Origin of the sequence: Cellulophaga geojensis KL-A, assembly GCF_000568425.1 — a bacterium.
Lineage (GTDB): Bacteria > Bacteroidota > Bacteroidia > Flavobacteriales > Flavobacteriaceae > Cellulophaga > Cellulophaga lytica.
Genome location: NZ_ARZX01000006.1, coordinates 1 through 25,285, shown reverse-complemented (window position 1 = coordinate 25,285; position 25,285 = coordinate 1). Strand labels below are relative to the sequence as shown.

The following is a 25,285-nucleotide window of genomic DNA, read 5'->3' as shown; positions in this document are numbered from 1 at the left end:
AGCAAAAATAGCACTAAACTATGGTTGTACAATCTATTTTATATAAATTTAGAAAATCTAAAAAACCAACCTATGAAGCATATTTCTATATTCCTACTATTGATAACTTATTCTTTATCTATAAATGCACAATTTACAAGTAAGAAAAAGGATTTTAAAAAATACTCTGGCTATTTTTCGTTTTATTACGATGACAAAAAAGATAAGGTATATTTAGAAGTTGAAGAATTGGAAAAAGAATTTTTATATGTAAATTCTTTAAGTAGTGGTATTGGTAGTAATGATATTGGTTTAGATAGGGGCCAGTTAGGTAAAACTAGAGTAGTATTTTTTAAAAAAGCAGGAAACAAACTAGTATTAGTACAACCAAATTTAAAATATAGAGCGTTAACTAATAATGTTTTAGAAAAACAATCTGTAGAGCAAGCTTTTGCAAAATCTATTTTGGGTGGTTTTAAAATTGAAGAAGAAAAAGAAGGTAAATATATAATAGATATTACACCATTATTAATGCAAGATACCCACGGTGTTGCCGCTAAATTAAAAAATTCTGCTCAAGGTAGTTATAGTTTAGATGCTAGTAAAAGTGCTTTTAATTTAGAGCGTACAAAGGCTTTTCCTAAAAATATAGAGTTTGATGTTTTTTTAACCTTTAAAGGAACTGCAAAGGGTAGGTATATTAGTTCTGTAACGCCAACATCTAGCCTAGTAACAGTAGCACAGCATCATTCTTTTATAGAGTTGCCAGATGACAATTATAAAAAACGAAGTTATCATCCACAAAGTGGTTCCTTTATGTTTTCTTATTATGATTATGCTACTCCAGTACAAAAAGACATACAGAAAAGATTTATTACTAGACACAGATTAGAAAAGAAAAACCCTAATGCGGCAATAAGTGAGGCAGTAGAGCCAATTGTTTATTATTTAGATAATGGCACACCAGAACCAGTACGCTCTGCACTGTTAGAAGGTGGTAGGTGGTGGAACCAAGCTTTTGAAGCTATTGGTTATAAAAATGCTTTTCAGTTAAAAATATTACCAGCAGATGCAGACCCAATGGATGTTAGGTATAACGTTATACAATGGGTACATAGATCTACTAGAGGGTGGAGTTATGGTGCTAGTGTTACAGACCCTAGAACCGGAGAAATTATAAAAGGGCACGTAAGTTTAGGAAGTTTACGAATTCGCCAAGATTTTTTAATTGCGCAAGCCTTAACAAATAAACCTTTTGCAAAGAGTAATGATAACTATAACAAAATGCTTGAACTTGCACTAGCACGTATAAGACAGTTGTCTGCACACGAAATTGGACATACCTTAGGTTTTGCTCATAATTTTGCAGCTAGTACCAATAACAGAGCATCTGTTATGGATTATCCGCACCCACAATTTAAGTTGAAAGGAAAAAATATAGATTTTTCTAGTGCATATGCAGAGGGTATAGGTGAGTGGGATAAATATACAGTAGCTTATTCTTATTCAGATTTTAAAGATGGTGTAGACGAAGAAAAAGAATTGAAAAAAAATATTGAAAAGGCATATAAAGAAGGATATAGGTTTATATCAGACAGAGATGCCAGAGCCAGTGGAGGTGCACATGCATATGCACACCTTTGGGACAATGGAGGTAATGCAACAGAAGAATTAAATAAGGTGTTAAAAATTAGAGCAGTAGGTATTTCTAATTTTTCTATAGATAATATTAAGGAAGGACAACCAAATTCAGTTCTAGAAGATGTTTTTGCTCCATTGTATTTTTTTCATAGATACCAAACTGAAGCCGTAACTAAACTAATTGCTGGTTTAGACTATAATTATGCAGTAAAAGGAGATGGGCAATTTACAGTTAAAACAGTATCTAGTAAAGAGCAACAATATGCCTTAGATGCATTATTAAAAACATTAAAAGCAGAGCAGATTGCAATTCCTAAAAATAAACTACCTCTTTTTCCTCCTAGAGCTTTAGGTTATGGTAGCAGTAGGGAATCTTTTAGCGGAAAAACAGGAATTTCTTTTGATGCGCTTTCTGCTGCAGAAACAGCTGCAGATATGACACTTTCTTTTTTATTGCATCCGCAAAGAGCATCTAGATTAATACAGCAAAAAAGTTTAGACTCCAAACAACTAGGACTACAAGATGTGTTAAACCAATTAGTTAATACTACACTAAATTATAATTATAAAGATTCTTATTTAAATGGTGTACAACAGAATATTAACTTTAGAGCTCTATATTATATCACAAAATTAGCGTTAAGTAAAAACGTACATCCGCAAGTAAATGCTATTGCTAATTTTAAGCTAAACGAATTAAAAAATAAGTATAATGCAGTAAGTACGCCATATGCTTTAGAAATTGTAACAAGAATAAATTATTATCAAAAACACCCAGAATTATTTAAGGTAGTTACGTCTCCTAAAATTCCTGATGGTTCTCCTATAGGAATGGAATGTCTATCAAACTAAAAAAAAAGAATATCTAAAAATGAAAATAAACCTTATTAGTGATACGGTAACAAAGCCTACCCCAGAAATGCTAAATGCAATGTTTGCCTCTGAAGTAGGAGATGATGTTTTTAAGCATGACCCAACTATTAATGCGTTAGAAGAAAAACTAGCAACAATGTTTGGTAAAGAAGCAGCTTTATTTTTTCCTAGTGGAACTATGGCAAACCAAACAGCAATAAAATTACATACACAACCAGGAGAGCAATTAATTTGTGATAAATATGCTCATATTTTTAATTATGAGGGAGGTGGTGTTAGCTTTAATAGCGGTGTGTCATGTAGGCTTATTGATGGCCACAGAGGTATGATGACTGCAAAACAGGTAGAGGAAGCAATTAATCCGCCAGATTTTTATCATAGTCCGCTTACCACACTAGTTTGTATAGAAAATACAACTAATAAAGGAGGAGGAGCTTGTTGGGATTTTGAAGAGCTAAAAAAAATTAAGATGGTTTGTGAAAAACACAACTTAAAATACCATTTAGATGGGGCTCGTTTATGGAATGCATTGGTAGCTAAAAATGAAACTCCAAAACAATATGGAGATTTGTTTGATACCATAAGTGTTTGCTTAAGTAAAGGTTTAGGATGTCCTGTAGGGTCTGTATTAATAGGCTCTAAAGAGGATATAGAAAAAGCTATCCGGGTACGTAAGCTATTTGGTGGCGGAATGAGGCAGGCAGGTTATTTAGCTGGTGCAGCTATATATGCTTTAGATAATCACATAGATAGATTAAAAGAAGATCATAGAAAAGCAAAAGAGATAGGAGAGGTATTGCAAAACTTAAGCTATGTAAAAACTGTAGAGCCTATAGAAACTAATATTGTTATTTTTGCTATTGATGAAAATAAATTAAGCCAAGAACAATTCTTAGATAAATTACTTAAAAAAGGAGTAGAAATTATAGGAATGGGACAAGGAAAATTACGTATAGTTACTCATTTAGACTACACAGATACTATGCATAGCACTTTTTTGTCTGTTTTAAAGAGTTTGTAAATTGGGCATAGATAAAAAGCTGTTTTTTAAATTTTTAATACCATTTTCCATACCAGCTTCTGATGAGTAAAACTGACTTTTACCAATAACCTTACCGTTTAAACCTTTTAAATTAAATAAAAACTTGCCATTGTAAGCGGTCTTACGTTCAAAAACGTTAAGACTGTTTATAGATGGCATTATTTCTTTTATGGCACTATGTAACTCTTCTTTTGTTTTAAAACTGTTCCCTTGCAGTAACACAACATTGTTCTTTGTTTTTAAACTAAAAGTAAAAGTATTATCCTCTTTTTTTTCAATATCTAACATACCTACACATTTTTATTAAATATAAGAATTTTTTTAAAGTTATGGTAAAATTAATTTTAAGACTTTGTTAAGATTAGTGATTTACTTATAAATTAACGTTTGTTAAGCCCTAAAACACTAGTGAAATAAGGTTTTTTTATAAATTAATGCTCTTTTTTTATGATTAGTTGAACATAAAAATTATATTTGCAGTATAATTATTTAACATATTTTAACATTAATTAAACACATTAACCAAAAATGAAAAAATTATTATTCTTATTTGCAGTAATGACTGCATCTGTTACTATGGCTCAAGATTTGCCTACAAATCCAGAACCAGGTAAATGTTACGTACGTTGTACAACTCCAGACGTATACGTTAATGAATCTATTACAATAACTACTAAACCTGCATATTCTGTATTAAAAACAGTGCCTGCAACTTTTAAAACTGTTACAGAGCGTGTTTTGATTAAAGATGAAAGTAAAAGTTTAAAAATAGTACCTGCTAAATGGGGAACAGAAACTGTTAGTTATGTAGCTAAAGAAGGTGGTAATACGTTAAGCATTACACCTGCAAGTTTTACACCAAGCTCACAAACTATAGAGGTTAAGCCTGCATATGCAGTTTGGGAATTAGGTGCTCCTGCTCCTGATTGTGCTTCTAGCAACCCAGATGATTGTAGATACTGGTGTTACAAAGGTTACCCAGCAGAGTTTACAACTATTCAAACTCAAGAATTAGCTTCAGACGCTACTGTATCTAAAACACCAATTGGTTCTAGAAACGCAACTTACAAGAAAACTGTTTTAGTTTCTGGTCCTTCTGTTGTAGAAACTATAATTCCTGCTGAGTACAAAGAAATTACTAAAACTGTTTTAGATAAGGATGCTTTTACTACAAGTGTTTCTGTACCTGCTGTAACTAAAACTATTACTAAAGAGGTATTAAAGCAAAAAGGTGGTCTTACTACTTGGAGCGAGGTTGAGTGTTCTTTAGTACAATACCAAGCTTTACCAATTAACTGGAATACTGGTAGCTCTACTTTAACTGCTGAAGCAAAAAGAATTATTGATTCTAGATTAATGCCAGTTTTAAACCAAAACCCAGGTGTTAAATTAGAGATTGCTTCTCATACAGATTCTAGAGGTAATAGCGTATCTAACCAAAGTTTATCAGAGAGAAGAGCTAAGTCTGTTGCAGATTACTTAATTTCTAAAGGAGTAAACTCTAGCTTATTAGTAGCTAACGGTTACGGTGAAAACAAATTAAAGAACAGATGTAAAGATGGTGTTTCTTGTACAGAAAGAGAGCACGCTGCTAACAGAAGAACTGAATTTAGATTAATTAACAACTAGTAGTAAAATCTATTATAGTTAATCACTAACCAATAAAAAGGGCTTTCAATTAATTTTGAAGGCCCTTTTACTTTTTAAATAATCCTATTTTGGTTTGTTGTTATTTGGTAATTTGTTTACAAATGTTAAGTAGTGTTGTTTAAGGGGCAACAATTTTAAGTAGATGTAAAAAAAAAGACCCTTAATATAAATTAAAGGTCTTGTTTGCTTTTTTACTGTAAGATGAAAACTATTTCATATACTTCTTTAAAAACTTAATATGGTGTTGTACTTCGCCGTTCATACTATAACCGTGTAAAGCACCTTTTTCTCTGCCTTTACTATCTAGTATTTTTAAGTTAGGAAATACTCCTTTTTTATTATACTTAGCCATTAAATCCATATTGTGTTTTAATTGCTTTTCCGTTAATAAGTCATTGTTTCTAGGAATATCTATATATAATAACTCGTAATTTTCAGATATTTCTTTAAATTCAGCTGTAGCAAACAAATCCTTTTTTAGCATTTTGCAAGGTCCGCACCAATCACTCCCCGTAAAGTAAACTAAAATGTTTTTATCTGCTTTTTTAGCCTTTTTTAGCACAGTTTCATAATCTGTGTTCCATTCTACATCTCCAATAACTTTATTAGCTGGTGCAAAACCAAATACTAAAGGAAAAATTAAGGCAATTAATAAGTGTTTCATCTTTGTCTTTTTTATTGTTGATACAAAAAACTTGCCAGTTTTTATTTAAATAACGAATCCATTCCCGGAATATTGGGTAAACCGTCTTTTGCAGCAGCAGCTAATTCGGTTTCATTTACCTGTGTAGCTTTTTCTATAGCCTTGTTTAATGTAATTATTAAATAATCTTCAAGCTGTTCTTTATCATTTAAAATACTTTCATCAATCTCAATACTTTTAATTGTTCTGTTAGCCGTAATTGTTACTTTAATAGCGTTATCAGTAGATTTTTCGTCAATTAAAACAGTATTTAAGCGCTGCTTTGTTTCTTCAACTTTTTGCTGGGTTTCTTTTAGTTTTCCCATCATACCCATCATATCTCCAAACATAATATTTATAAATTATAGTTATTATTTTTCAAAATTACTAAATTGTAGCTCAATCAATCTTAAAAAAAAATGAAAGTCATAAAAAAAGGTATTGTTCTGTTAGTTAGTATTATTTTTGTCGCTTCATGTAAAAATATAAATAAGCCTATGGCTACTATAAAAACTCCTGTTGCAAAAAAAGTTCCAAAAGAATTAGTTAAACATAATGATGTTAGAGTAGATGATTATTATTGGCTAAACAACAGAGAAGATAAAGAAGTTATTACATATTTAGAAGAAGAAAACACTTATTATAATACCTTAACCGCACACACTAAAGAGTTTCAAGCATCACTTTTTAGTGAAATGAAAGGGCGAATAAAAGAAGATGATTCCTCTGTACCTTACAAGTTAAACGGGTATTGGTATGGAACTAGATATGAAGTTGGTAAAGAATACCCTATTTACTCTAGAAAAAAAGGTGAGGAATCTGCCCAAGAAGAAATTATTTTTAATTGTAATGATTTAGCAAAAGATCATGATTATTTTAATTTAAGTGGTATTGCAATTAGCCCTAATAACAAATTAGCAGCTTTTGGTGTAGATACTGTTTCTAGAAGAGAATATACAATTAGAATTAAAAATTTAGAAACAGGGGAAGTTTATAAAGATGTTATAGAGAAAACCACAGGTAGTAGCGTATGGGCTGCAGATGATAAAACACTTTTTTATACTAAAAAAGATCCTGTAACATTAAGGTCTGATAAAATTTACAAACATAAACTGGGTACACCAACCTCTGAAGATGTTTTAGTGTATCATGAACAAGACGAAACTTTTAATACTTACATATATAAAACCAAGTCAAAAAAATACATAGTAATTGGGTCTTCTAGTACATTAACATCTGAGTATAGATTTATTAATACAGATGAGCCAGATTCAGATTTTAAAATATTTTCTCCTAGAGAAAGAGGATTAGAGTATTCTATAGCACATTATGGAGATAAGTTTTTTATTTTAACCAATAAAGACCAAGCTTATAACTTTAAATTAATGACTTGTAATGAGTCTGCAACGGCAGCTACAAATTGGAAAGAATTTATACCTCATAGAGAAAATGTACTCCTTGAAGATTTAGACATATTTAAAGATTATTATGTATTATCTGAAAGGGAAAATGGATTAAATAAATTAAAAATTGTTCGTTGGGATACTAATAAAGGATATTACTTGCCTTTTGAGAGTGAAACCTATACGGCTTATGTAGGTACTAATCCAGATTTTAATACATCTATACTAAGGTATGGTTATAATTCTTTAACAACACCAAGTTCTGTTATAGATTTTAATATGGATACCCAAACCAAAGAAATTAAAAAAGAACAAGAAGTATTAGGAGGTAAGTTTAAAAAAGAAAATTACAGATCTCAGAGAGTTTGGGCAACCGCCAGAGATGGTGTTAAAATACCAATGTCTGTAGTTTATCATAAAAATACTAAGTTAGATGGTACTAGCCCTTTACTGCAATATGCATACGGCTCATACGGTTATACAATAGATCCTTATTTTTCTACAGTACGTTTAAGTTTATTAGACAGAGGTTTTATTTATGTAATTGCACACGTTAGAGGAGGAGAGTATTTGGGAAGAAAATGGTACGAGGACGGAAAGCTTTTAAAAAAGAAAAACACTTTTACAGATTTTATAGACTGCTCTAAATATTTAATTGATAATAATTATACGAGTACAAAACATTTGTATGCCTCTGGAGGATCTGCCGGAGGATTGTTAATGGGGGGCGTGCTTAATATGGCGCCAGAGTTATATAACGGTGTAATTGCAAGTGTGCCATTTGTAGATGTTGTTACAACAATGTTAGATGATTCTATACCACTTACAACAGGTGAGTATGATGAGTGGGGAAACCCAAATGATAAAGAGTATTATGATTATATGAAATCTTATTCTCCTTATGATAATGTTACAGCACAAGATTACCCAACAATTTTAGTAACAACAGGACTGCATGATTCTCAAGTACAATATTGGGAGCCTGCTAAATGGGTGGCAAAATTACGAGAACTTAAAACAGATAGTAATTTACTATTTTTAGATACTAATATGGATGCTGGCCATGGCGGTGCTTCAGGAAGGTTTGAGGCATTAAAAGAAGTAGCAAAAGACTATGCGTTTTTAATAGATTTAGAGGGAAAAATCGATAAGTAAAAAAAAAAACCTAAATTTGTCACGTAATTGATAAGCAAACCAACAAAGTCTTATCATTTTATAACCAAATACGCATGGAAAATAAAATTAATGCCTATAACAATGTTTTAGAGTTAATAGGTAACACTCCGTTAATTAAAATTAATAATGTTACTAATTCCTTTAAAGGAGAATATTACGCTAAAGTAGAGGCTTTTAATCCGGGACATTCTGCAAAAGACAGAATAGCAATTCATATAATTGAAGAAGCAGAACGTAAAGGATTATTACACGAAGACAGTACAATTATTGAAACAACATCTGGTAATACAGGTTTTAGTATTGCAATGGCAAGTATTGTTAAAGGATACAAATGTATATTAGCAGTAAGTTCTAAATCATCTCCAGATAAAATAGATATGTTGCGCTCTATGGGAGCACAAGTATATGTTTGTCCTGCGCACGTAAGTGCAGATGATCCTCGTTCTTATTATGAGGTTGCTAAAAGGTTACACAGAGAAACAGAAGGTTCAATATACATTAATCAATATTTTAATGAACTTAATAGAGCTGCGCATTACGCTTCTACAGGTCCAGAAATTTGGGAACAAACAAATGGCAATATTACCCATTTAGTTGCATGTAGTGGTACAGGTGGTACTATTTCTGGTACAGCAAAGTATTTAAAAGAGCAAAATCCAAATGTAAAAGTTATTGGAGTAGATGCTTTTGGGTCTGTATTAAAAAAATACCATGAAACACGTGAGTTTGATGCTAATGAAATTTACCCTTACCGTATAGAAGGTTTAGGTAAAAATTTAATACCAGGAGCAACAGATTTTGATGTTATAGATAAATTTGTAAAAGTTACAGATGAAGAAAGCGCACATACTGCAAGACAAATTTCTGGTACAGAAGGTTTGTTTGTTGGGTACACTAGTGGTGCTGCAATGCAAGCTGTAAAACAATTACATGCAGATGGTGAATTTGATGCCAATAGTAAAGTAGTTGTTATATTTCCTGATCACGGATCTAGATATATGAGTAAAATTTATAGTGATGAATGGATGGAGGCACAAGGGTTTTTAAATGCTGTTGTAGAACAGGAAAAGCCAGAAATTCAATTTGTTAAGTAAAAAACTTAGAAAATATAAAATAAAAAAGCAATGAATTTTAGTTCATTGTTTTTTTTTGTTCATAAAATTGTTATGAAACCTTGCTGAAATTCTGTACTTTTGCAGACAGCCAAAATAGCTTAGATGAGAGATTTATTTGATAGAATACTAGCGAACAAAGGACCATTAGGAAAATGGGCATCGCAAGCAGAGGGATATTTTGTTTTCCCTAAATTAGAAGGAACTATTTCTAATAGAATGAAATTCCAAGGGAAAGAAGTAATTACTTGGAGTGTTAACGATTATTTAGGTTTAGCAAACCACCCAGAAGTGCGTAAAGTAGATGCACAAGCAGCAGCAGATTATGGTTCTGCTTACCCAATGGGAGCACGTATGATGTCTGGACACACAGACTTACACGAACAATTACAAAATGAGTTGGCTGAATTTGTTAAAAAAGATGCAGCTTACTTATTAAACTTTGGTTACCAAGGTATGGTATCTACTATAGATGCGTTGGTTTCTAAAGATGATATTATAGTTTATGATGTAGACTCGCACGCATGTATTATTGATGGTGTACGTTTGCATATGGGTAAACGTTTTACTTACAAGCATAATGACGTTGAGAGTTTAGAAAAAAACTTAGAGCGTGCTACTAAAATGGCAGAACAAACTGGTGGAGGTATTTTAGTTATCTCTGAAGGTGTTTTTGGTATGCGTGGTGAGCAAGGTAAATTAAAAGAGATTGTAGCTTTAAAGAAAAAGTACAACTTTAGGTTTTTAGTAGATGATGCTCACGGTTTTGGTACATTAGGTAAAACTGGTGCTGGAGCAGGTGAAGAACAAGGAGTGCAAGATGAAATAGACGTGTACTTTGCTACTTTTGCAAAATCTTTAGCTAGTACTGGTGCATTTATAGCAGCAGATCAAGAAATTATAGATTACTTAAAATACAACTTGCGTTCGCAAATGTTTGCAAAGTCATTACAAATGCAATTGGTTGTAGGTGCATTAAAGCGTTTAGATATGCTTAGAACAATGCCAGAGTTAAAAAATAAACTTTGGGAGAATGTAAATGCATTGCAAAGTGGATTAAAAGAACGTGGTTTTGATATAGGAACAACTACTAGTTGTGTTACTCCTGTATTTTTAAATGGTAGTATACCAGAAGCTATGGCGTTGGTTAGAGATTTAAGAGAAAACTATGGTATTTTCTGCTCTATAGTGGTTTATCCTGTAATTCCTAAAGGACTTATTTTATTAAGAATGATTCCTACAACTTCTCATACCTTAGAAGATGTAAATGAAACGCTTAATGCTTTTGATGCAATACGTGAGCGTTTAACAAATGGTACATACAAAAGATTATCTGCCGCTGTTGCAGCTGCAATGGGAGAGTAAAAAATCTTTTTATTTTATATTAAAAAACCCAAGCAAATTATGCTTGGGTTTTTTAGTCTATAAGTTTTTGCGGTATGTTCTGCGTCTTCTAAATATTTTTGGATCAAAATTTTTCCAAAGCTGTCTAATAGCGGTATTTTCTTCTAACTCTGGTGTTCTTATGCAATTTTCTATACCTTTATCTTTAAATGTTTTATAATATTCATTAAAAATAATAGCTGTTACTCCTTTATTTTGGTATTCTGGGTGTACACCAATTAAATAAAAAATAACATCTTTACTCTGTTTTTTAGCTTTAAGTAAATGGTAAGCGCCAAAAGGAAATAATTTCCCCTTAGATTTTTGTAATGCTTTAGAAAAAGAAGGCATTACTATAGAGAAAGCAACAAGATTATCATCCTTATCTACCACAAATTTTATGTACTCTGGGTTAATAAAGCTTATGTATTTTTGCTTAAAGTGTTCTTTTTGTATGTCGTTTATAGGGACAAAAGAAGATAAGGAAGCGTAAGACTCATTAAACAAATCAAACATTTTATCTGCTAAAGGCATTACATCTTTAGTTTTTGTAAAATTTATTTCTCTTAGGTTGTATCTCTTTTTTATTAAACCCTGTATTCTTTCAAAAAATTCTGGTTTGGCATTGGCAAACGGAAATTTATTTTCTAAATATTCTTTTTCTTTTACAAAACCTAAACGTTCATAATGTTTAACGTAATAGGGGTGGTTGTACCAAGTTATCATACTACCAATATGGTCATAACCTTCTGTAACAACACCTACTTTATCTAAATTAGAAAAGCCAACGGGGCCTTCCATAAACTCTAATTTGTGCTCTCTACCTATTTCTTCAACCCTTTTTAGTAAAGCCTCAGATACGTTTGTATCATCAACAAAATCAAACCAACCAAAGCGCATTTTTTTAACTTTTTGGTTGTTAATTTCTATCCAATTAATTATTGCAGCAACCCTACCTACAAGTTTAGGTCCGTTGTAAGCTAATAAAAACCAGGCTTCTGCATCTTTAAAAACAGGATTTTTGTCTTTATTAAATGAATCTAATTCATCATTAATAATTGGTGGCACCCAGTAAGGTGAATTTTTGTATATACTAAACGGAAATTTTACAAATTGCTTTAATTCTGCTTTGGTTTTAGCTTCAACAATGGTAATCATATTCTAATATCTTTTTCTACATCAATATTAGGGATATTAATTAATAAGAGAAAGTTTTAAGCTTGTAAAAATTAGAAGTTGTTTTTAAAAATCTATAGGTTCATCATCTTTAGATTTCTTTTTCTTGCTTTTTTTTCCTTTAGCATCTCTTTTTGCTTGTTTTCTTTTCTTTTTAAGGTCTTTCTTTCTAATTTTTCCATCCTTAGTTGTTGCATTCTGATCTTCAATAGCAATTACTTTATCTTTATGCATATCTAACCTATATGAAAAACCAGCAGCAAAAAATAGGCGGGTAGGAGTATCTTTTATATTGGCACCCAAATGTAAATCTACTTGCATATTTTCATCAATTAAATAAGCAGTACCACCTCTAAAAATTACATCAGAATATCTGTCGCTTTTAATACCTTGGTTTTCTGCAAAAACACTCCATTTAGGGTTTCTAAATGCATGAGATAAAGAAACAATGTAGCTCCATTCAGGAAAATCTGTTCCTATGCGGTCATAAGCAACGTTAGTAATAAGCACAAATTTTGGAGAAAGCCTACTTTGTGTAGCAATCATACCTCTTGGAGATACTGTAGCTTCACCAGGGTAGTATGGATTGTCACCCAAAACAAAGTTGGCACCTGCATAAACAGATATTGCAGGTATTAAATTTTTTAGCTGAAATGTGTTATTAGCTTTCCAGCTATATAAATTTGGCTTGTTTGCTTCTTCACTCTTGTAAGGGTCAAAAATTAAATATTTTAATCCAATTCTATTTCTTTTAAAATCTGTATACTTTTGATCAGGAAAACCAATGGTAGAATATGTTCTGTTTTCATTAGTATATGTCCCTTCATATATAATTTCTAATTCTTCAAAAAACAAACCATACCTTAAAGCTAAATCTACTCCCAGTAATTTAGAATCAGTTTTTAGTGTGTTATGACTTTGTTTTTCGTAAGACATTCCGGCTTCGGCCTGTAAAACTCCTGTGCCAATTGCATATGCACTTACAGATTGTCCTGGTCTGTTAGAGTTTATAACGTCTGTGTATTGTGAAAGTCCTAAAAATGGAAGTGTAAAAAGAAATAAAGAGAATATATTTTTTAATTTTTTCATACCTGTAAGCTTACCTAAATATACTTTTATTATTATTTTAAGAGATATAATCTTTATATACAACGGTAGAATTGTATTTTTGATATAAATTTTTAGAACAAATATGGATTTTTTAATAGCTATTCTTGTAATTGTTGCGGTTTATTACCTATTAAAGTTTTTGATACGCTTGTATGCGCCTAAAATGATGAATTATGCAGCTAAAAAAACTGAAGAACATTTAAAGAAAAAATTTGAAGAGTTTGCGCAAAACCCTAATCAGGGATATACTAATACAACAGATGAGTCTTCTTCAAAAACAAATAAGACTAAGTTTAAATCTAACCCTTCTAAAAAAGTAGGAGAGTATATAGATTTTGAAGAAGTAGAATAAAAAAATAACAACCAACCTTTATTAAGTTTAGAGTTTAGGCAACCAAAAAATGCTTATTTTGCTAAACTTACGTATGAAAATTTAATACAACACCAACAACATAATGAAAATTAATTTTAGATCTGTTTTAACCAACTTTTTTGTTCTTGTTTTATTTGTAGTTGCTTCTTTGGCTTATTTTACTCCTGTTTTACAGGGTAAAAAAATATTTCAGTCAGATATTGCCCAGTATACAGGAATGGCAAAAGAGCAAAATAATTTTAGAGAAAAAACAAATACAGAGCCTTATTGGACAAACAGTGCTTTTGGTGGTATGCCAACATATCAGTTAGGAGCTAATTACCCTCATAATTACATAAAAAAGTTAGACAAATTAATACGGTTTTTACCTAGACCAGCAGATTATTTATTTTTATACTTTTTAGGTTTTTATATTTTATTATGTTGTCTAAAAGTAGATTATAGGTTGGCCGTTGTTGGTGCATTGGCTTTTGGTTTTAGTACGTATTTAATTATAATTTTAGGTGTTGGCCATAATGCAAAGGCACACGCTTTGGGGTATATACCAATGTTATTAGGCGGTATAATTTTAATGTTTAGAAAAAAATACATTTTAGGATTTATACTCACAGCATTTGCAATGGCTTTAGAGGTTAATGCCAACCACTACCAAATGACCTATTATTTTATGTTGCTAATTTTAATATTAGGTGTTATTTATTTGGTTTATGCTATTGTAGAAAAACAACTAAAACATTATTTTGTTTCTGTAGGCTTGCTTTTTGTTGCAGTATTAATAGGTATTGCAACCAATGCTACTAATTTAATGGCTACAAAAGAGTACTCTGACTGGAGCACTAGGGGAGTGTCTAATTTAACTATTAATAATGATGGCTCTGAAAGAGAAAATACTGGAGGTTTAGATAAAGAGTATATTACACAATATAGTTACGGAATAGCAGAGTCTTTAAACATATTTGTGCCAAGATTATTTGGAGGGTCTAATTCTGAAAATTTAGGAGAGGAATCTAAAACATATGAGTTTTTAGTTCGTAAAGGATTATCTAGAAAACAAGCGTTAGATTTTGCAGAGGGTTTGCCTTTGTATTGGGGAGACCAACCAGGTGTTTCTGGAGCAGCTTATGTAGGAGCAGTATTATTTTTCTTATTTATTTTAGGTTTAATTATAGTAAAAGGAAAAGTAAAATGGTGGCTTTTAGCAGGAGCTGTAATGTCTTTAGTACTTTCTTGGGGTAAAAACTTTAGTGGTTTAACCAATTTTATGATAGATAATTTTCCTTTGTATGATAAATTTAGAGCAGTTTCATCTATACAAGTAGTTTTAGAATTATGCGTACCTCTACTTGGTGTTTTAGCTTTAATGACCTTGTTTAAAGAAAAGGAGAATAAGGCAAAGTACAATATGCCATTGCTTATAAGTGCTGGGATAGTTTTGGGTACGTTAATACTTTTATTTGTATTTAAAGGTGTTTTTACTTTTGATGGTTTAAGCGATGATAGCTACAGAAAATACTTTGGAGATGAAGTATTAACAATGATAAAGTTAGACCGCCAAGAGGCTTATACAAGTGATGTTTTACGTTCTTTAATATATGTGTTACTTACAGCAGCTACATTGTCTTTATTTATACATAAAAGGTTAAAAAATAATGTATTTATAGCGGTAATAGGTGTGTTAATTTTAGCAGATTTGGTACCTGTAGCTAAAAGATATGTTACAGAAGATGATTTTGTGCACGCTAGACAAATGGAACAACCATTTCCTTTAACAAATACAGATAAACAAATTAATCAAGATACTTCTGTATACCGCGTTTATAACCCAAGAGAAGGTTTAAACGGAGCAAGCACATCATACTACCATAATTCTATTGGTGGTTATCATGGAGCTAAACCCGCTACTATGCAAGACTTGTTTGATTTTTATATTTACAAAAATAATGTTAGGGTTTTAAGTATGCTTAACGTTAAATATGTTATTCAGGAAGATGAAGAAGGACGTACTTACCCAGCAGTAAACCCTAATGCAATGGGTAATGCCTGGTTTGTGCAGAACCTTAAAAAAGTATCTTCGGCTAATGAAGAAATTATGGCATTAGATAGTTTAAATATTAAAACAGATGCTGTGGTTAATACAACAGAGTTTCCTTCGTTATCTAAGTTCACTTTTACTAAAGATTCTACAGCTACTATTAATTTAGATAACTATGAGCCTAACCATTTAACTTACACATCTACTACCAATTCTGATGCACTAGCTGTGTTTTCAGAAATGTATTATAAAAATGGATGGAATGCTTATATAGATGGAAAAAAGTCTAGTTACTTTAAAGTTAACTATACACTTAGGGCAATGCAAGTTCCTGCAGGTGAACATAAAATTGAATTTAAATTTGAACCTGAAGTAGTTAAAAAAGGAAGTAAAATAGCACTAGCAAGTAATATTCTTTTGGCGTTAATAGTTATAGGAGGTATTGTATATAGTTTTAAAAAACCAACAGCTAAAAAAGAGAATAGCTAATGCAAAAGGTGCTCATTATAGCTTATTATTGGCCTCCAGCTGGTGGGCCAGGTGTACAACGTTGGCTTAAATTTGTAAAATATTTAAAAGATTATAGTATTGAGCCAGTGGTGTATGTACCACAAAATCCTAATTATCCTATAATAGATGCATCATTTGTAAATGAAATTCCAAAAGATGTAAAAATTTACAAGCAAAAAATTAATGAGCCTTATGGTTTGGCAAGTTTTTTATCAAAAAATAAAACCAAAAAAATAAGTTCAGGTTTAATACAAAGTAAAAATCAATCTTTGACAGAAAAAATTTTGCTTTGGGTACGTGGTAATTTTTTTATACCTGATGCTCGTAAAAATTGGGTTAAACCTTCTGTTAATTATTTAACTAAGGTAGTAGAAGAAGAAAATATAAATACAATAATAACAACTGGCCCACCACACAGTATGCATTTAATAGGCCTTAAACTTAAGGAGAAGTTAGGTGTTAGCTGGGTTGCAGATTTTAGAGATCCTTGGACTTCTATTGGATACCATAAAAAATTACGTTTAAGTAAAGCATCTGCTAAAAAGCATAAGTATTTAGAACATTTGGTTTTAAATAGCGCAGATAGTATTGTGGTTACTAGTGAAACAACTAAAAACGAATTTTTAAATATTACCAATAAACCTATAGAAGTGATAACAAATGGATTTGATGGTGATATAGCTAGTGACGTGGCTTTAGATGATAAGTTTACCATTTCTCATATAGGATCTTTGCTTACGGGTAGAAATCCTGAGAATTTATGGCTTGCATTAGAAGAATTGTGTAATGAAAATGAAGCTTTTAGAAATAGTTTATCGCTACAGTTTATTGGTGTTGTAAGTGAAGATGTGTTACAAACAATATACAAATACAATTTAAAGTCTTACGTAAATTTAATTGGTTACGTATCACATACTGAAGCATTAAAGTATCAAGAAAAATCACAAGTACTATTACTTTCAGAAATAAATTCACCAGATACAGTAGGTATTATTGCGGGTAAATTATTTGAGTATATGCGAGCAAAAAGACCAATTTTGGCAATAGGACCAAAAGGTTGGGAGGTGAGTAATATAATTAAAGAGACAAATACAGGTGTTGCTTTTAATTATAATGATACATCTAACATAAAAAGTTTACTTTTAGATTGGTTTTTTAAATACCAAACAAAAGAATTAAGTGTATATTCTACTAATATAAATACGTATAGTAGAAAAGAGCGTACAGCTAAATTAGCCAATCATTTATATGGGTATTGTATTTAAACAAACATTTAGTAATACTATAGTAACCTTTGTAGGGTTTGGTATTGGTGCTATTAATACACTTTTTTTATATACCAATTTTTTAACTAAAGAAAATTATGGTTTAGTTACAGTTATACTTGCTACAGCAGCTTTATTAATGCCATTGTTAACTTTTGGAGTACAAAATACGTTAGTAAAATTTTATAGTAGTTATAAAGATAGTGATGATGTTAAGTATTTTTTAAACTTAATGTTGTACTTGCCATTACTTACAATTATACCATTTACACTGTTTAGTTATTTTGGTACTGATTTTATAGGCGATTTTTTAGCAGAAAAAAACGAAGAGGTCAAAGGGTATGTTTGGTACATTTATTTTGTGGGACTGGCAATGTCTTATTTTGAAATATTTTACTCTTGGGTAAAAGTGCATATGAAATCTGTTTTTGGAAACTTTATGAAAGAAGTTTTTGGAAGACTATGTATTGCTATTTTACTTGTATTGGTACATTATAATGTAATAACTGTAGATTTATTTTTAAAGTCCTTGGTTGGTGTTTATGTGTTACGTATGGTTGTAATGAAACTTTATGCCTTTAGTTTAGAAATACCAAGTTTAAAATTTAGATTGCCTAAAAATTATAGTTCAATTATAAAATACAGTGCTCTTATAATATTAGGTGGTTCTGCAGCTGTAATACTTTTAGAGATAGATAAGTTTATGCTAAATCAATATTTAGCAATAGAAAATGTTGCTTTTTATGGAGTTTCTGTATTTATTGCAACTGTAATTACGGTACCTTCTAGAGCTATGCACCAAATTACACATCCGTTAACTGCTAAATTATTAAACAGTAAAGACAAACCAGAGCTTCGTAAATTGTATAAGAAATCATCTTTAACATTATTTATAATATCCGGAATTATTTTTTTGTTGATTATTTTAAACTTACAAGAATTATACAAATTAATGCCAGTTGCCTACAGAGGCGGAATGTTAGTGGTATTTTTAATAGGTTTAACAAAAGTGTTAGATGCTCTTTTGGGTAATAGTAATTCTATTCTTTTTAATTCTGACTATTACAGAGCAATTTTGGTAATGGGCGTTTTGTTAGCAATAGTGGTAGTGCTTTTAAACTATATGTTAATACCTGCTTATGGTTTAGGTGGTGCTGCGTGGGCAACGTTTATAGCTATTGCAAGTTTTAATACAGTAAAAATTGGTTATGTATACGCTAAGTTTAAAATGCATCCGTTTACTTTAGACACTTTAAAAGTACTATTATTACTGTGTTTATTAGGTGGGGTATTTTTCTTTATAAACTTTAATTTTCATCCTATATTAAATATTGCTATAAAAAGTATATTTATAGGAGTTGTTTATATTTTTGTACTTTATAAACTCAGAGTTTCAGAAGATGTGTATAGTATAGTGTCTTCTTACCTAAGTAAAAAGGAAACAAAAAAGTAAAGCCCCAGAAGAATAAATTCTTCAAGGACTTTAACAACTAACAACCTAAAAAACTGTCTTTATTATCTTCTGCTTCTTGTACTAGAGCTAGTTCTACTAGATCTAGAAGGAGCTTTTGCTTTACTTGACGTTCTAGAGCTACTTTTTGTTGCAACTCTACTTTTAGAAGAACTACTTCTGCTAGGAGCTTTTGTTACGCTTCTAGTTGTTCTGGTAGTAGTTCTTGTTGCTCTACTATTTGTACTTTGTGGTTTTTTATAAACCGTTGTAGTTCTTTTAGTAGTGGTTCTTGCTGGTGTTTTAGCAGTACTTCTACTTGTAGTACTTCTTGTATTACCAACTCTGCTATTTGTTCTGCTTTTTGCAGGAGTTTTGTATGTTGTAGATCTTGTTACAGATCTAGATGTGTTAGGGTTTCTACTACTTGTTCTGGTAACAGTTGTAGATCTAGTATTAGCTCTGTTATTTCTGTCTATAACAGTTCTGTTACTTTTTCTTGAGTTTTGTGCAACAGCTCTAGAGTTTGTTCTAGAAATACCAACAGTTCTGTTGCTTCTTTGCGTTACTCTATTATCATTTCTATAAACTTTAGAAGATCTGTAATTATTTCTGTTGTTATTTTTATAAGACTTACCAACTCTTACATAAGATTTTCTATAGTTATTTCTATAAGGTCTGTAATAAGTATATCTAACAGGAGCATAATATCTTCTGTACGGTCTTGGTTGTACTAAACAAAAGTTAACAGCTGGTCTATGAAAATAGTTGTGGTAAGCTCTAAATGTATAATTTCTGTTGTACCTATTTATGTAACCTCTATGGTAATCATAAAATCCTCTATTATTGTAGTATACATACATACCACCTAACCTATGAACTCTATTGTTTCTGTAGTTAATGTTTATGTTTCCAATTTGCTCAACTCTACCGTAATAGTCATAATAAATAGGAACATTTTCTACTTGTATAACAGCTCCATAATCATCATACTGTACATATGCATTATAATTGTAGCCTGTATTAAATGTAATATTTGCGTTTCTTCCTAAATTTATATTAGCATTTACATTTACTCTATTATCAATAAAGAAATCAAATTCACCATCAGGGAAAACTGAAAATGTTACGCCGTTCTCTACAAAGATGAAAGAATTGTTTTGTCTAAAAGTATTGCTGCTTGCAACCTTATTCTCTGTGTTTTCTGTAGTTACAGCCATTGTACTAAATGTACCTATTAAAAGAGCTGTAAAAAGTAGTACTGATTTTTTCATACTATAAGGTTTTATAAATTCTGAATGCAACTATTTACATTCTGATATTTATATTACAAACAGCGTGCCAAAAAACAGTTTACATACTTAACTAACTGATAATCAATGTAAAATAAGGTTATAGTTTTTCTTTGAGATATTTAGCTGTAAAAGATTTTTTACTTTTTGCAATTTGTTCTGGAGTTCCCTCTGCAATTAGCTCACCGCCTTTTGTACCTCCTTCTTGCCCTAAATCAATAATAAAATCTGCACATTTAATAAGGTCTATATTATGTTCTATAACAACTACAGAATGGCCTTTTGCTAAAAGAGCATTAAATGATTTTAGTAATTTTTTAATATCATGAAAGTGTAAACCAGTTGTAGGTTCATCAAAAATAAATAAAGATTTGTTAGTTGTTTTGCCTTTTACTAAAAACGAAGCTAATTTAATACGCTGTGCTTCACCACCAGAAAGAGTAGAGGAAGATTGCCCAAGAGTTACATATCCTAAACCAACATCTTGTAAAGGTTTAAGCTTGTTCATTATTTTTGTTTGTTGATGCTCTTCAAAAAATGCAATAGCATCATCAATAGTCATAGTTAAAATATCATCTATACTTGCATCCTGAAATTTAACCTCTAATACTTCTTTTTTAAAACGTTTACCATTACAAGCGTCACAAACCAAATGTACATCTGCCATAAACTGCATTTCTACAGTTATTTCTCCTTCTCCTTTACATTTTTCACAACGGCCCCCGTCTACATTAAAAGAAAAGTGTTTTGCTTGGTACGCTCTAAGTTTGCTTAATTTTTGCGCAGCAAATAATGCCCTAATATCATCATAAGCCTTTATGTAAGTTACAGGGTTAGACCTAGAAGACCTACCTATGGGGTTTTGATCTACAAACTCTACATTTTTAATATCTTTAAATTCACCTTCTACAGAAGTAAATTGTCCGGCTTTTTCTCCATAGCCTCCAATTTCCTTTAATACTATAGGATAGAGTAGTTTTTTTACCAGCGTACTTTTTCCGCTACCAGATACGCCAGTTACTACGGTTAGTATGCCAAGCGGAAAAGTTGCATTTATATTTTTTAAGTTGTTTTCTCTAGCACCATTTATTCTAATAAAATTGGTAAAGTTTCTTCTTTTTTTAGGAACCTCTATTTGTTTTTTCCCATTAAGGTAACTTGCGGTTAATGAGGATGATTTTAAAATATCTGTAATTGTACCATTAGCAACAACCTGGCCACCGTGCGTACCAGCTTCCGGACCTATATCTATAACTTGGTCTGCAGCATTCATAATATCCTCATCATGTTCTACTACAATAACAGTGTTACCTAAATCACGTAAAGACTTTAAAACATCTATTAAGTTTTCTGTGTCTTTTGGGTGCAGGCCAATACTTGGCTCATCTAATATATACATAGACCCAACTAAGCTACTACCCAAAGATGTAGCTAAATTTATACGCTGACTCTCACCTCCAGATAAGGTATTAGATTTTCTGTTTAGTGTTAAATAAGTTAATCCAACTTTGTTTAAAAAACTAAGTCTTGTAGTTATTTCTACCAACAAGCGTTTTGCAATTTGTGCATCATGTTTACTTAGCTTAACCGAGTTAAAAAATTCTGTTAGTGTATCTATAGGTAGTTCTACTAGTTCTGATATGCATTTATCATTAACCTTTACATAATCTGTCTCTGGGCGTAGACGTTTGCCATTACAAGTACCACACTTTGTTTTACCTCTGTAACGAGATAACATTACTCGGTTTTGTATTTTGTAGCTCTTATCTTCAAGCATTGCAAAAAACTTGTTTAAGCCAGTAAAATATTTATTACCATCCCAAACTAATTGTTTTTGCTCATCTGTTAACTCAAACCAAGGTTTATGTATAGGAAAATCAAACTTATAAGAAGCAGCTATAAATTCATCTTTATATTTGCCCATACTTTCTCCTTTCCAAGGAAAAATAGCACCTTCATATACAGACAAAGCAGTATTTGGCACAACTAAATCTTGGTCTATGCCAATTACATCACCATAACCTTCGCAGGTTGGGCAAGCTCCAAAGGGATTGTTAAAACTAAACAAGTGTACGTTTGGCTCTATAAATTTAATGCCGTCTAGTTCAAACTTATTACTAAAAGGAGTTTGTTTACCTGTTTCCAACTCTTCAATAATGCAATTACCTTCACCTTCAAAAAAAGCAGTATCAACAGCATTTGCTAATCTATTATAAAAATCTTCATCATCTTTAGTTATAATTCTATCTACCACCAAATAAAACTCTCTGTCCATTTGAGTAATAGAATCATCTATACGTATAACTTTACCTTTGTGTTTTATTCTGGCATACCCTTGTTTAGAAAACATTTCTAAAGCTTTTAAAGGCTCCCTGTCTTCTTTTACCTTAATAGGTGCTAATAATAATAGCTTGGTATTACTACTATACTCTTTAATATAGTTAACAACATCTGTAACAGTATGTTTTTTTACCTGTTTACCAGATACTGGAGATATGGTTTTACCAACCCTAGCATACAATAGCTTTAAATAATCATAAATTTCTGTTGTAGTACCTACAGTAGAACGTGGGTTTGTAGAGTTTACTTTTTGCTCTATAGCAATTGCAGGAGCTATACCTTTTATATAGTCTACTTTAGGTTTGTCCAATTTACCTAAAAATTGGCGTGCATATGAAGATAAACTTTCTACATACCTACGTTGGCCCTCTGCATAAAGTGTATCAAAAGCAAGGCTAGATTTACCAGAACCAGATAAACCTGTAATAACAACAAGTTTATTTCTAGGAATTACAACATCTATATTTTTGAGGTTGTGGAGTTTAGCACCCTTAATAATTATATTGTGTTTTGGGTCGACGTCTAAAAGTGTATTCATATCCGTAATTAATACTGTAAAGATACAATTTGTACCTTTTAATAACCATAAAAGACGCTTTTACATCAAAAATAGGGGTAATCACAACATAGATTTTTTGCGAACCTCTTATTTTATATATATTTGAAGTGTAATTAAACTTATAGGCCTATATAGCGAACATTACTTTTTTAAAATTATTAAACACTATTAAATGAACTTATTCCCATATAGGGAAGGGGTACGCATTAAATAACCAAAAAAAGTAACTCGAAATGGATCTACAAATTGAAGACTCAGTATTAGTAAAAAAGTATATTAACGGAGATGAAAAATCTTTGGAAGTATTAATAAACAGACATAACCAAAGAATTAGTAGTTTTATTTATTCTAAAGTATTAGATAGAGACATTACTGAGGATATATTTCAAGATACTTTTATAAAAGTGATTAAAACTTTAAAAAAGGGTTCTTATAGTGAAGAAGGTAAGTTTTTACCGTGGGTGATGAGAATTGCGCACAACTTAATTATAGATCACTTTAGAAAAAATAAGCGTATGCCTATGTTTGAAGGTAGCGATGATTTTAATATTTTTTCTGTAATAAGTGATGATAAATTAAACGCAGAAAAACAATTAATAAAAAATCAGATCGATTCTGACCTTAAAGTTTTAATTGAGGAATTACCAGAAGATCAAAAAGAAGTTTTATTAATGCGTATCTACAAGGATATGAGTTTTAAAGAAATCTCTGAAAATACGGGTGTTAGTATTAACACTGCATTAGGAAGAATGAGATATGCTTTAATTAATATGAGAAAAATAATAGAAAAGCACAATATCGTTTTAACGAATTAATAGGTTTTTAACCTAAGAGTATAATATATCTAAAATAGTAGCGTTATCTTACTATAACAATACTATTTTATATGGAAAAAATTTACTCTAAACAACAAAACAACTCTTGTGCAATAATGGCAACATCAAAAAGTACAGTTCAGTTTTTACTGAATTATTCTAAATCGATGAATGTAATTACATACAATGAGATGCAATTTGAAAACATTTTGAACTAAAAAAAGAGCCTTAACGGCTCTTTTTGGTTTTATAATATTCTTCAATCACTGTTTTTCTCCCTATTGTTTTTGTAATTATATCTTTATCTAAATCCCAACCTCTGGCTGGCGAGTAGTCTCTACCGTACCAAATAATTTGCAAATGCAGATCGTTCCATAATTCTTTAGGAAACAATCTTTTTGCATCTTTTTCTGTTTGAGTTACATTTTTACCGTTTGTAAATCCCCATCTATACATTAATCTGTGTATGTGTGTATCTACCGGAAATGCAGGTATACCAAAGGCTTGCGATACTACAACACCAGCAGTTTTGTGACCAACAGCCGGAAACTTTTCTAGAGCTTCCATATCTTTAGGTACAACACCATTGTGCTCATCTATTAACATTTGTGATAGGCCATATATACCTTTTGCTTTCATAGGTGATAAGCCAACTGGTTTTATTATTTCTCTAATTTCATCTACTGTTAATTTAACCATATCATAAGGGTTGTCTGCCTTTGCAAATAATAATGGCGTAATTTTATTTACACGTACATCTGTGCTTTGTGCAGACATTAAAACAGCAATTAATAATGTATACGGATCTTTATGGTCTAAAGGAACTGGTATTGTTGGGTATAACTCTTTAAGTTTGTTTATTGTAAAAGTAACTTTTTCTGCCTTGGTCATTTTTGATTAGCTTTACTAAAAATTAGAAAAAACGAATTTAAATAAATTACTTATGAATACTTTAAAAGTAGGAGACAAAGTAGCAGATTTTACATCAAAAGATCAAGATGGTAATGCTGTAAGCTTATCAGATTATAAAGGAAAAAAGTTAATTGTATTTTTTTACCCTAAAGCAAGTACACCTGGTTGTACTGCAGAGGCTTGTAATTTAAGAGACAATTACAAAGAATTGCAAGAGCAAGGTTATGAGCTTTTAGGAGTTAGTGCAGATTCTGCTAAAAGACAATCTAATTTTAAAACAAAGTATGAGTTTCCTTTTCCTTTATTAGCAGATGAAGACCATACTGTATTAAATATTTTTGGCGTTTGGGGCACAAAAAAGTTTATGGGTAAGGTTTATGATGGTATTCATAGAAAAACATTTATTATTAATGAAGAAGGAGTAGTAACTAAGGTTATAGATAAAGTTAAAACCAAAGACCACGCTGCACAAATATTAGAATGACTAGTCCTAAATAATCGATACAGATT

Annotated in this window: 20 protein-coding genes; 12 read left to right on the top strand and 8 right to left on the bottom strand. The window is 31.0% G+C overall.

The genetic code is table 11. The features are described from left to right. Nucleotides 1-72 precede the first annotated feature (72 nt). Both KLA_RS06420 and KLA_RS06415 read left to right on the top strand, forming a co-directional pair. Entirely contained in the window at nt 73-2,472 is a 2,400-nt protein-coding gene (locus KLA_RS06420) for a zinc-dependent metalloprotease (RefSeq protein WP_034644616.1), read from the top strand. Between the two features lie 19 nt (nt 2,473-2,491). Next, the gene (locus tag KLA_RS06415; protein WP_013622275.1) at nt 2,492-3,514 is read left to right on the top strand and encodes a threonine aldolase family protein; all 1,023 of its coding nucleotides are present in this window, start codon (nt 2,492-2,494) and stop codon (nt 3,512-3,514) included. On the opposite strand, the gene KLA_RS06410 is transcribed toward KLA_RS06415, so the two are convergent. Then, entirely contained in the window at nt 3,500-3,823 is a 324-nt protein-coding gene (locus KLA_RS06410; RefSeq protein ID WP_013622276.1) for a YegP family protein, read from the bottom strand. The genes KLA_RS06415 and KLA_RS06410 overlap by 15 nt on opposite strands. A gap of 240 nt (nt 3,824-4,063) precedes the next feature. On the opposite strand from KLA_RS06410, the gene KLA_RS06405 reads away from it, so the two are divergent. Beyond that, nucleotides 4,064-5,164, top strand: coding sequence for an OmpA family protein (locus KLA_RS06405; protein ID WP_013622277.1), 1,101 nt, complete (start codon nt 4,064-4,066; stop codon nt 5,162-5,164). A gap of 229 nt (nt 5,165-5,393) precedes the next feature. On the opposite strand, the gene KLA_RS06400 is transcribed toward KLA_RS06405, so the two are convergent. Next, the gene (locus tag KLA_RS06400) at nt 5,394-5,849 is read right to left on the bottom strand and encodes a thioredoxin family protein (RefSeq protein WP_013622278.1); all 456 of its coding nucleotides are present in this window, start codon (nt 5,847-5,849) and stop codon (nt 5,394-5,396) included. Between the two features lie 41 nt (nt 5,850-5,890). After that, a complete protein-coding gene (locus KLA_RS06395) occupies nt 5,891-6,217 on the bottom strand; it encodes a YbaB/EbfC family nucleoid-associated protein (protein ID WP_013622279.1) in 327 nt (108 codons plus the stop codon). A 69-nt stretch (nt 6,218-6,286) separates the two neighbouring features. Between KLA_RS06395 and KLA_RS06390 the strand changes: the two genes are divergently transcribed. The 3 genes from KLA_RS06390 (at nt 6,287) to KLA_RS06380 (ending at nt 10,923) form a co-directional block, all read left to right on the top strand. Continuing rightward, entirely contained in the window at nt 6,287-8,425 is a 2,139-nt protein-coding gene (locus KLA_RS06390) for a S9 family peptidase (protein ID WP_034644615.1), read from the top strand. Nucleotides 8,426-8,499: 74 nt separating this feature from the next. After that, the gene (locus tag KLA_RS06385) at nt 8,500-9,540 is read left to right on the top strand and encodes a PLP-dependent cysteine synthase family protein (protein ID WP_013622281.1); all 1,041 of its coding nucleotides are present in this window, start codon (nt 8,500-8,502) and stop codon (nt 9,538-9,540) included. A 123-nt stretch (nt 9,541-9,663) separates the two neighbouring features. Further along, nucleotides 9,664-10,923, top strand: coding sequence for an aminotransferase class I/II-fold pyridoxal phosphate-dependent enzyme (locus KLA_RS06380; RefSeq protein WP_013622282.1), 1,260 nt, complete (start codon nt 9,664-9,666; stop codon nt 10,921-10,923). A 57-nt stretch (nt 10,924-10,980) separates the two neighbouring features. On the opposite strand, the gene KLA_RS06375 is transcribed toward KLA_RS06380, so the two are convergent. Both KLA_RS06375 and KLA_RS06370 read right to left on the bottom strand, forming a co-directional pair. After that, entirely contained in the window at nt 10,981-12,099 is a 1,119-nt protein-coding gene (locus KLA_RS06375; protein WP_013622283.1) for a hypothetical protein, read from the bottom strand. Between the two features lie 84 nt (nt 12,100-12,183). Then, nucleotides 12,184-13,206: a transporter gene (locus tag KLA_RS06370; RefSeq protein WP_013622284.1), complete on the bottom strand. Its 1,023-nt coding sequence runs from the start codon at nt 13,204-13,206 to the stop codon at nt 12,184-12,186. Between the two features lie 103 nt (nt 13,207-13,309). Here KLA_RS06370 and KLA_RS06365 point away from each other — a divergent pair, with 103 nt between their 5' ends. The 4 genes from KLA_RS06365 (at nt 13,310) to KLA_RS06350 (ending at nt 18,860) form a co-directional block, all read left to right on the top strand. Next, on the top strand, nt 13,310-13,579 hold the full coding sequence (locus KLA_RS06365; protein WP_013622285.1) for a DUF4834 family protein: 270 nt from the start codon (nt 13,310-13,312) through the stop codon (nt 13,577-13,579). Nucleotides 13,580-13,682: 103 nt separating this feature from the next. Further along, nucleotides 13,683-16,121: a YfhO family protein gene (locus KLA_RS06360; protein WP_034644614.1), complete on the top strand. Its 2,439-nt coding sequence runs from the start codon at nt 13,683-13,685 to the stop codon at nt 16,119-16,121. Further along, entirely contained in the window at nt 16,121-17,407 is a 1,287-nt protein-coding gene (locus tag KLA_RS06355) for a glycosyltransferase family 4 protein (RefSeq protein ID WP_034644613.1), read from the top strand. Before KLA_RS06360 ends, KLA_RS06355 begins: the two co-directional genes overlap by 1 nt. Continuing rightward, entirely contained in the window at nt 17,391-18,860 is a 1,470-nt protein-coding gene (locus KLA_RS06350; protein WP_034644612.1) for a lipopolysaccharide biosynthesis protein, read from the top strand. The genes KLA_RS06355 and KLA_RS06350 overlap by 17 nt, the downstream gene beginning before the upstream one ends. Nucleotides 18,861-18,922: 62 nt before the next feature. On the opposite strand, the gene KLA_RS06345 is transcribed toward KLA_RS06350, so the two are convergent. Both KLA_RS06345 and uvrA read right to left on the bottom strand, forming a co-directional pair. Continuing rightward, a complete protein-coding gene (locus KLA_RS06345; RefSeq protein ID WP_013622289.1) occupies nt 18,923-20,131 on the bottom strand; it encodes a hypothetical protein in 1,209 nt (402 codons plus the stop codon). A 118-nt stretch (nt 20,132-20,249) separates the two neighbouring features. Continuing rightward, complete coding sequence (uvrA, locus tag KLA_RS06340; RefSeq protein WP_034644611.1) at nt 20,250-23,027, bottom strand: excinuclease ABC subunit UvrA; 2,778 nt, start codon at nt 23,025-23,027, stop codon at nt 20,250-20,252. A 254-nt stretch (nt 23,028-23,281) separates the two neighbouring features. Here uvrA and KLA_RS06335 point away from each other — a divergent pair, with 254 nt between their 5' ends. Continuing rightward, nucleotides 23,282-23,863 (top strand): RNA polymerase sigma factor, encoded by a 582-nt coding sequence (locus tag KLA_RS06335; RefSeq protein ID WP_013622291.1) that lies wholly within the window; start codon nt 23,282-23,284, stop codon nt 23,861-23,863. 228 nt (nt 23,864-24,091) lie between these two features. Here KLA_RS06335 and KLA_RS06330 read toward each other — a convergent pair whose 3' ends face one another. Then, complete coding sequence (locus KLA_RS06330; protein WP_034644610.1) at nt 24,092-24,754, bottom strand: endonuclease III domain-containing protein; 663 nt, start codon at nt 24,752-24,754, stop codon at nt 24,092-24,094. Nucleotides 24,755-24,806: 52 nt separating this feature from the next. Between KLA_RS06330 and bcp the strand changes: the two genes are divergently transcribed. Further along, complete coding sequence (gene bcp, locus KLA_RS06325) at nt 24,807-25,259, top strand: thioredoxin-dependent thiol peroxidase (protein ID WP_013622294.1); 453 nt, start codon at nt 24,807-24,809, stop codon at nt 25,257-25,259. The last annotated feature ends 26 nt before the right edge of the window (nt 25,260-25,285 follow it).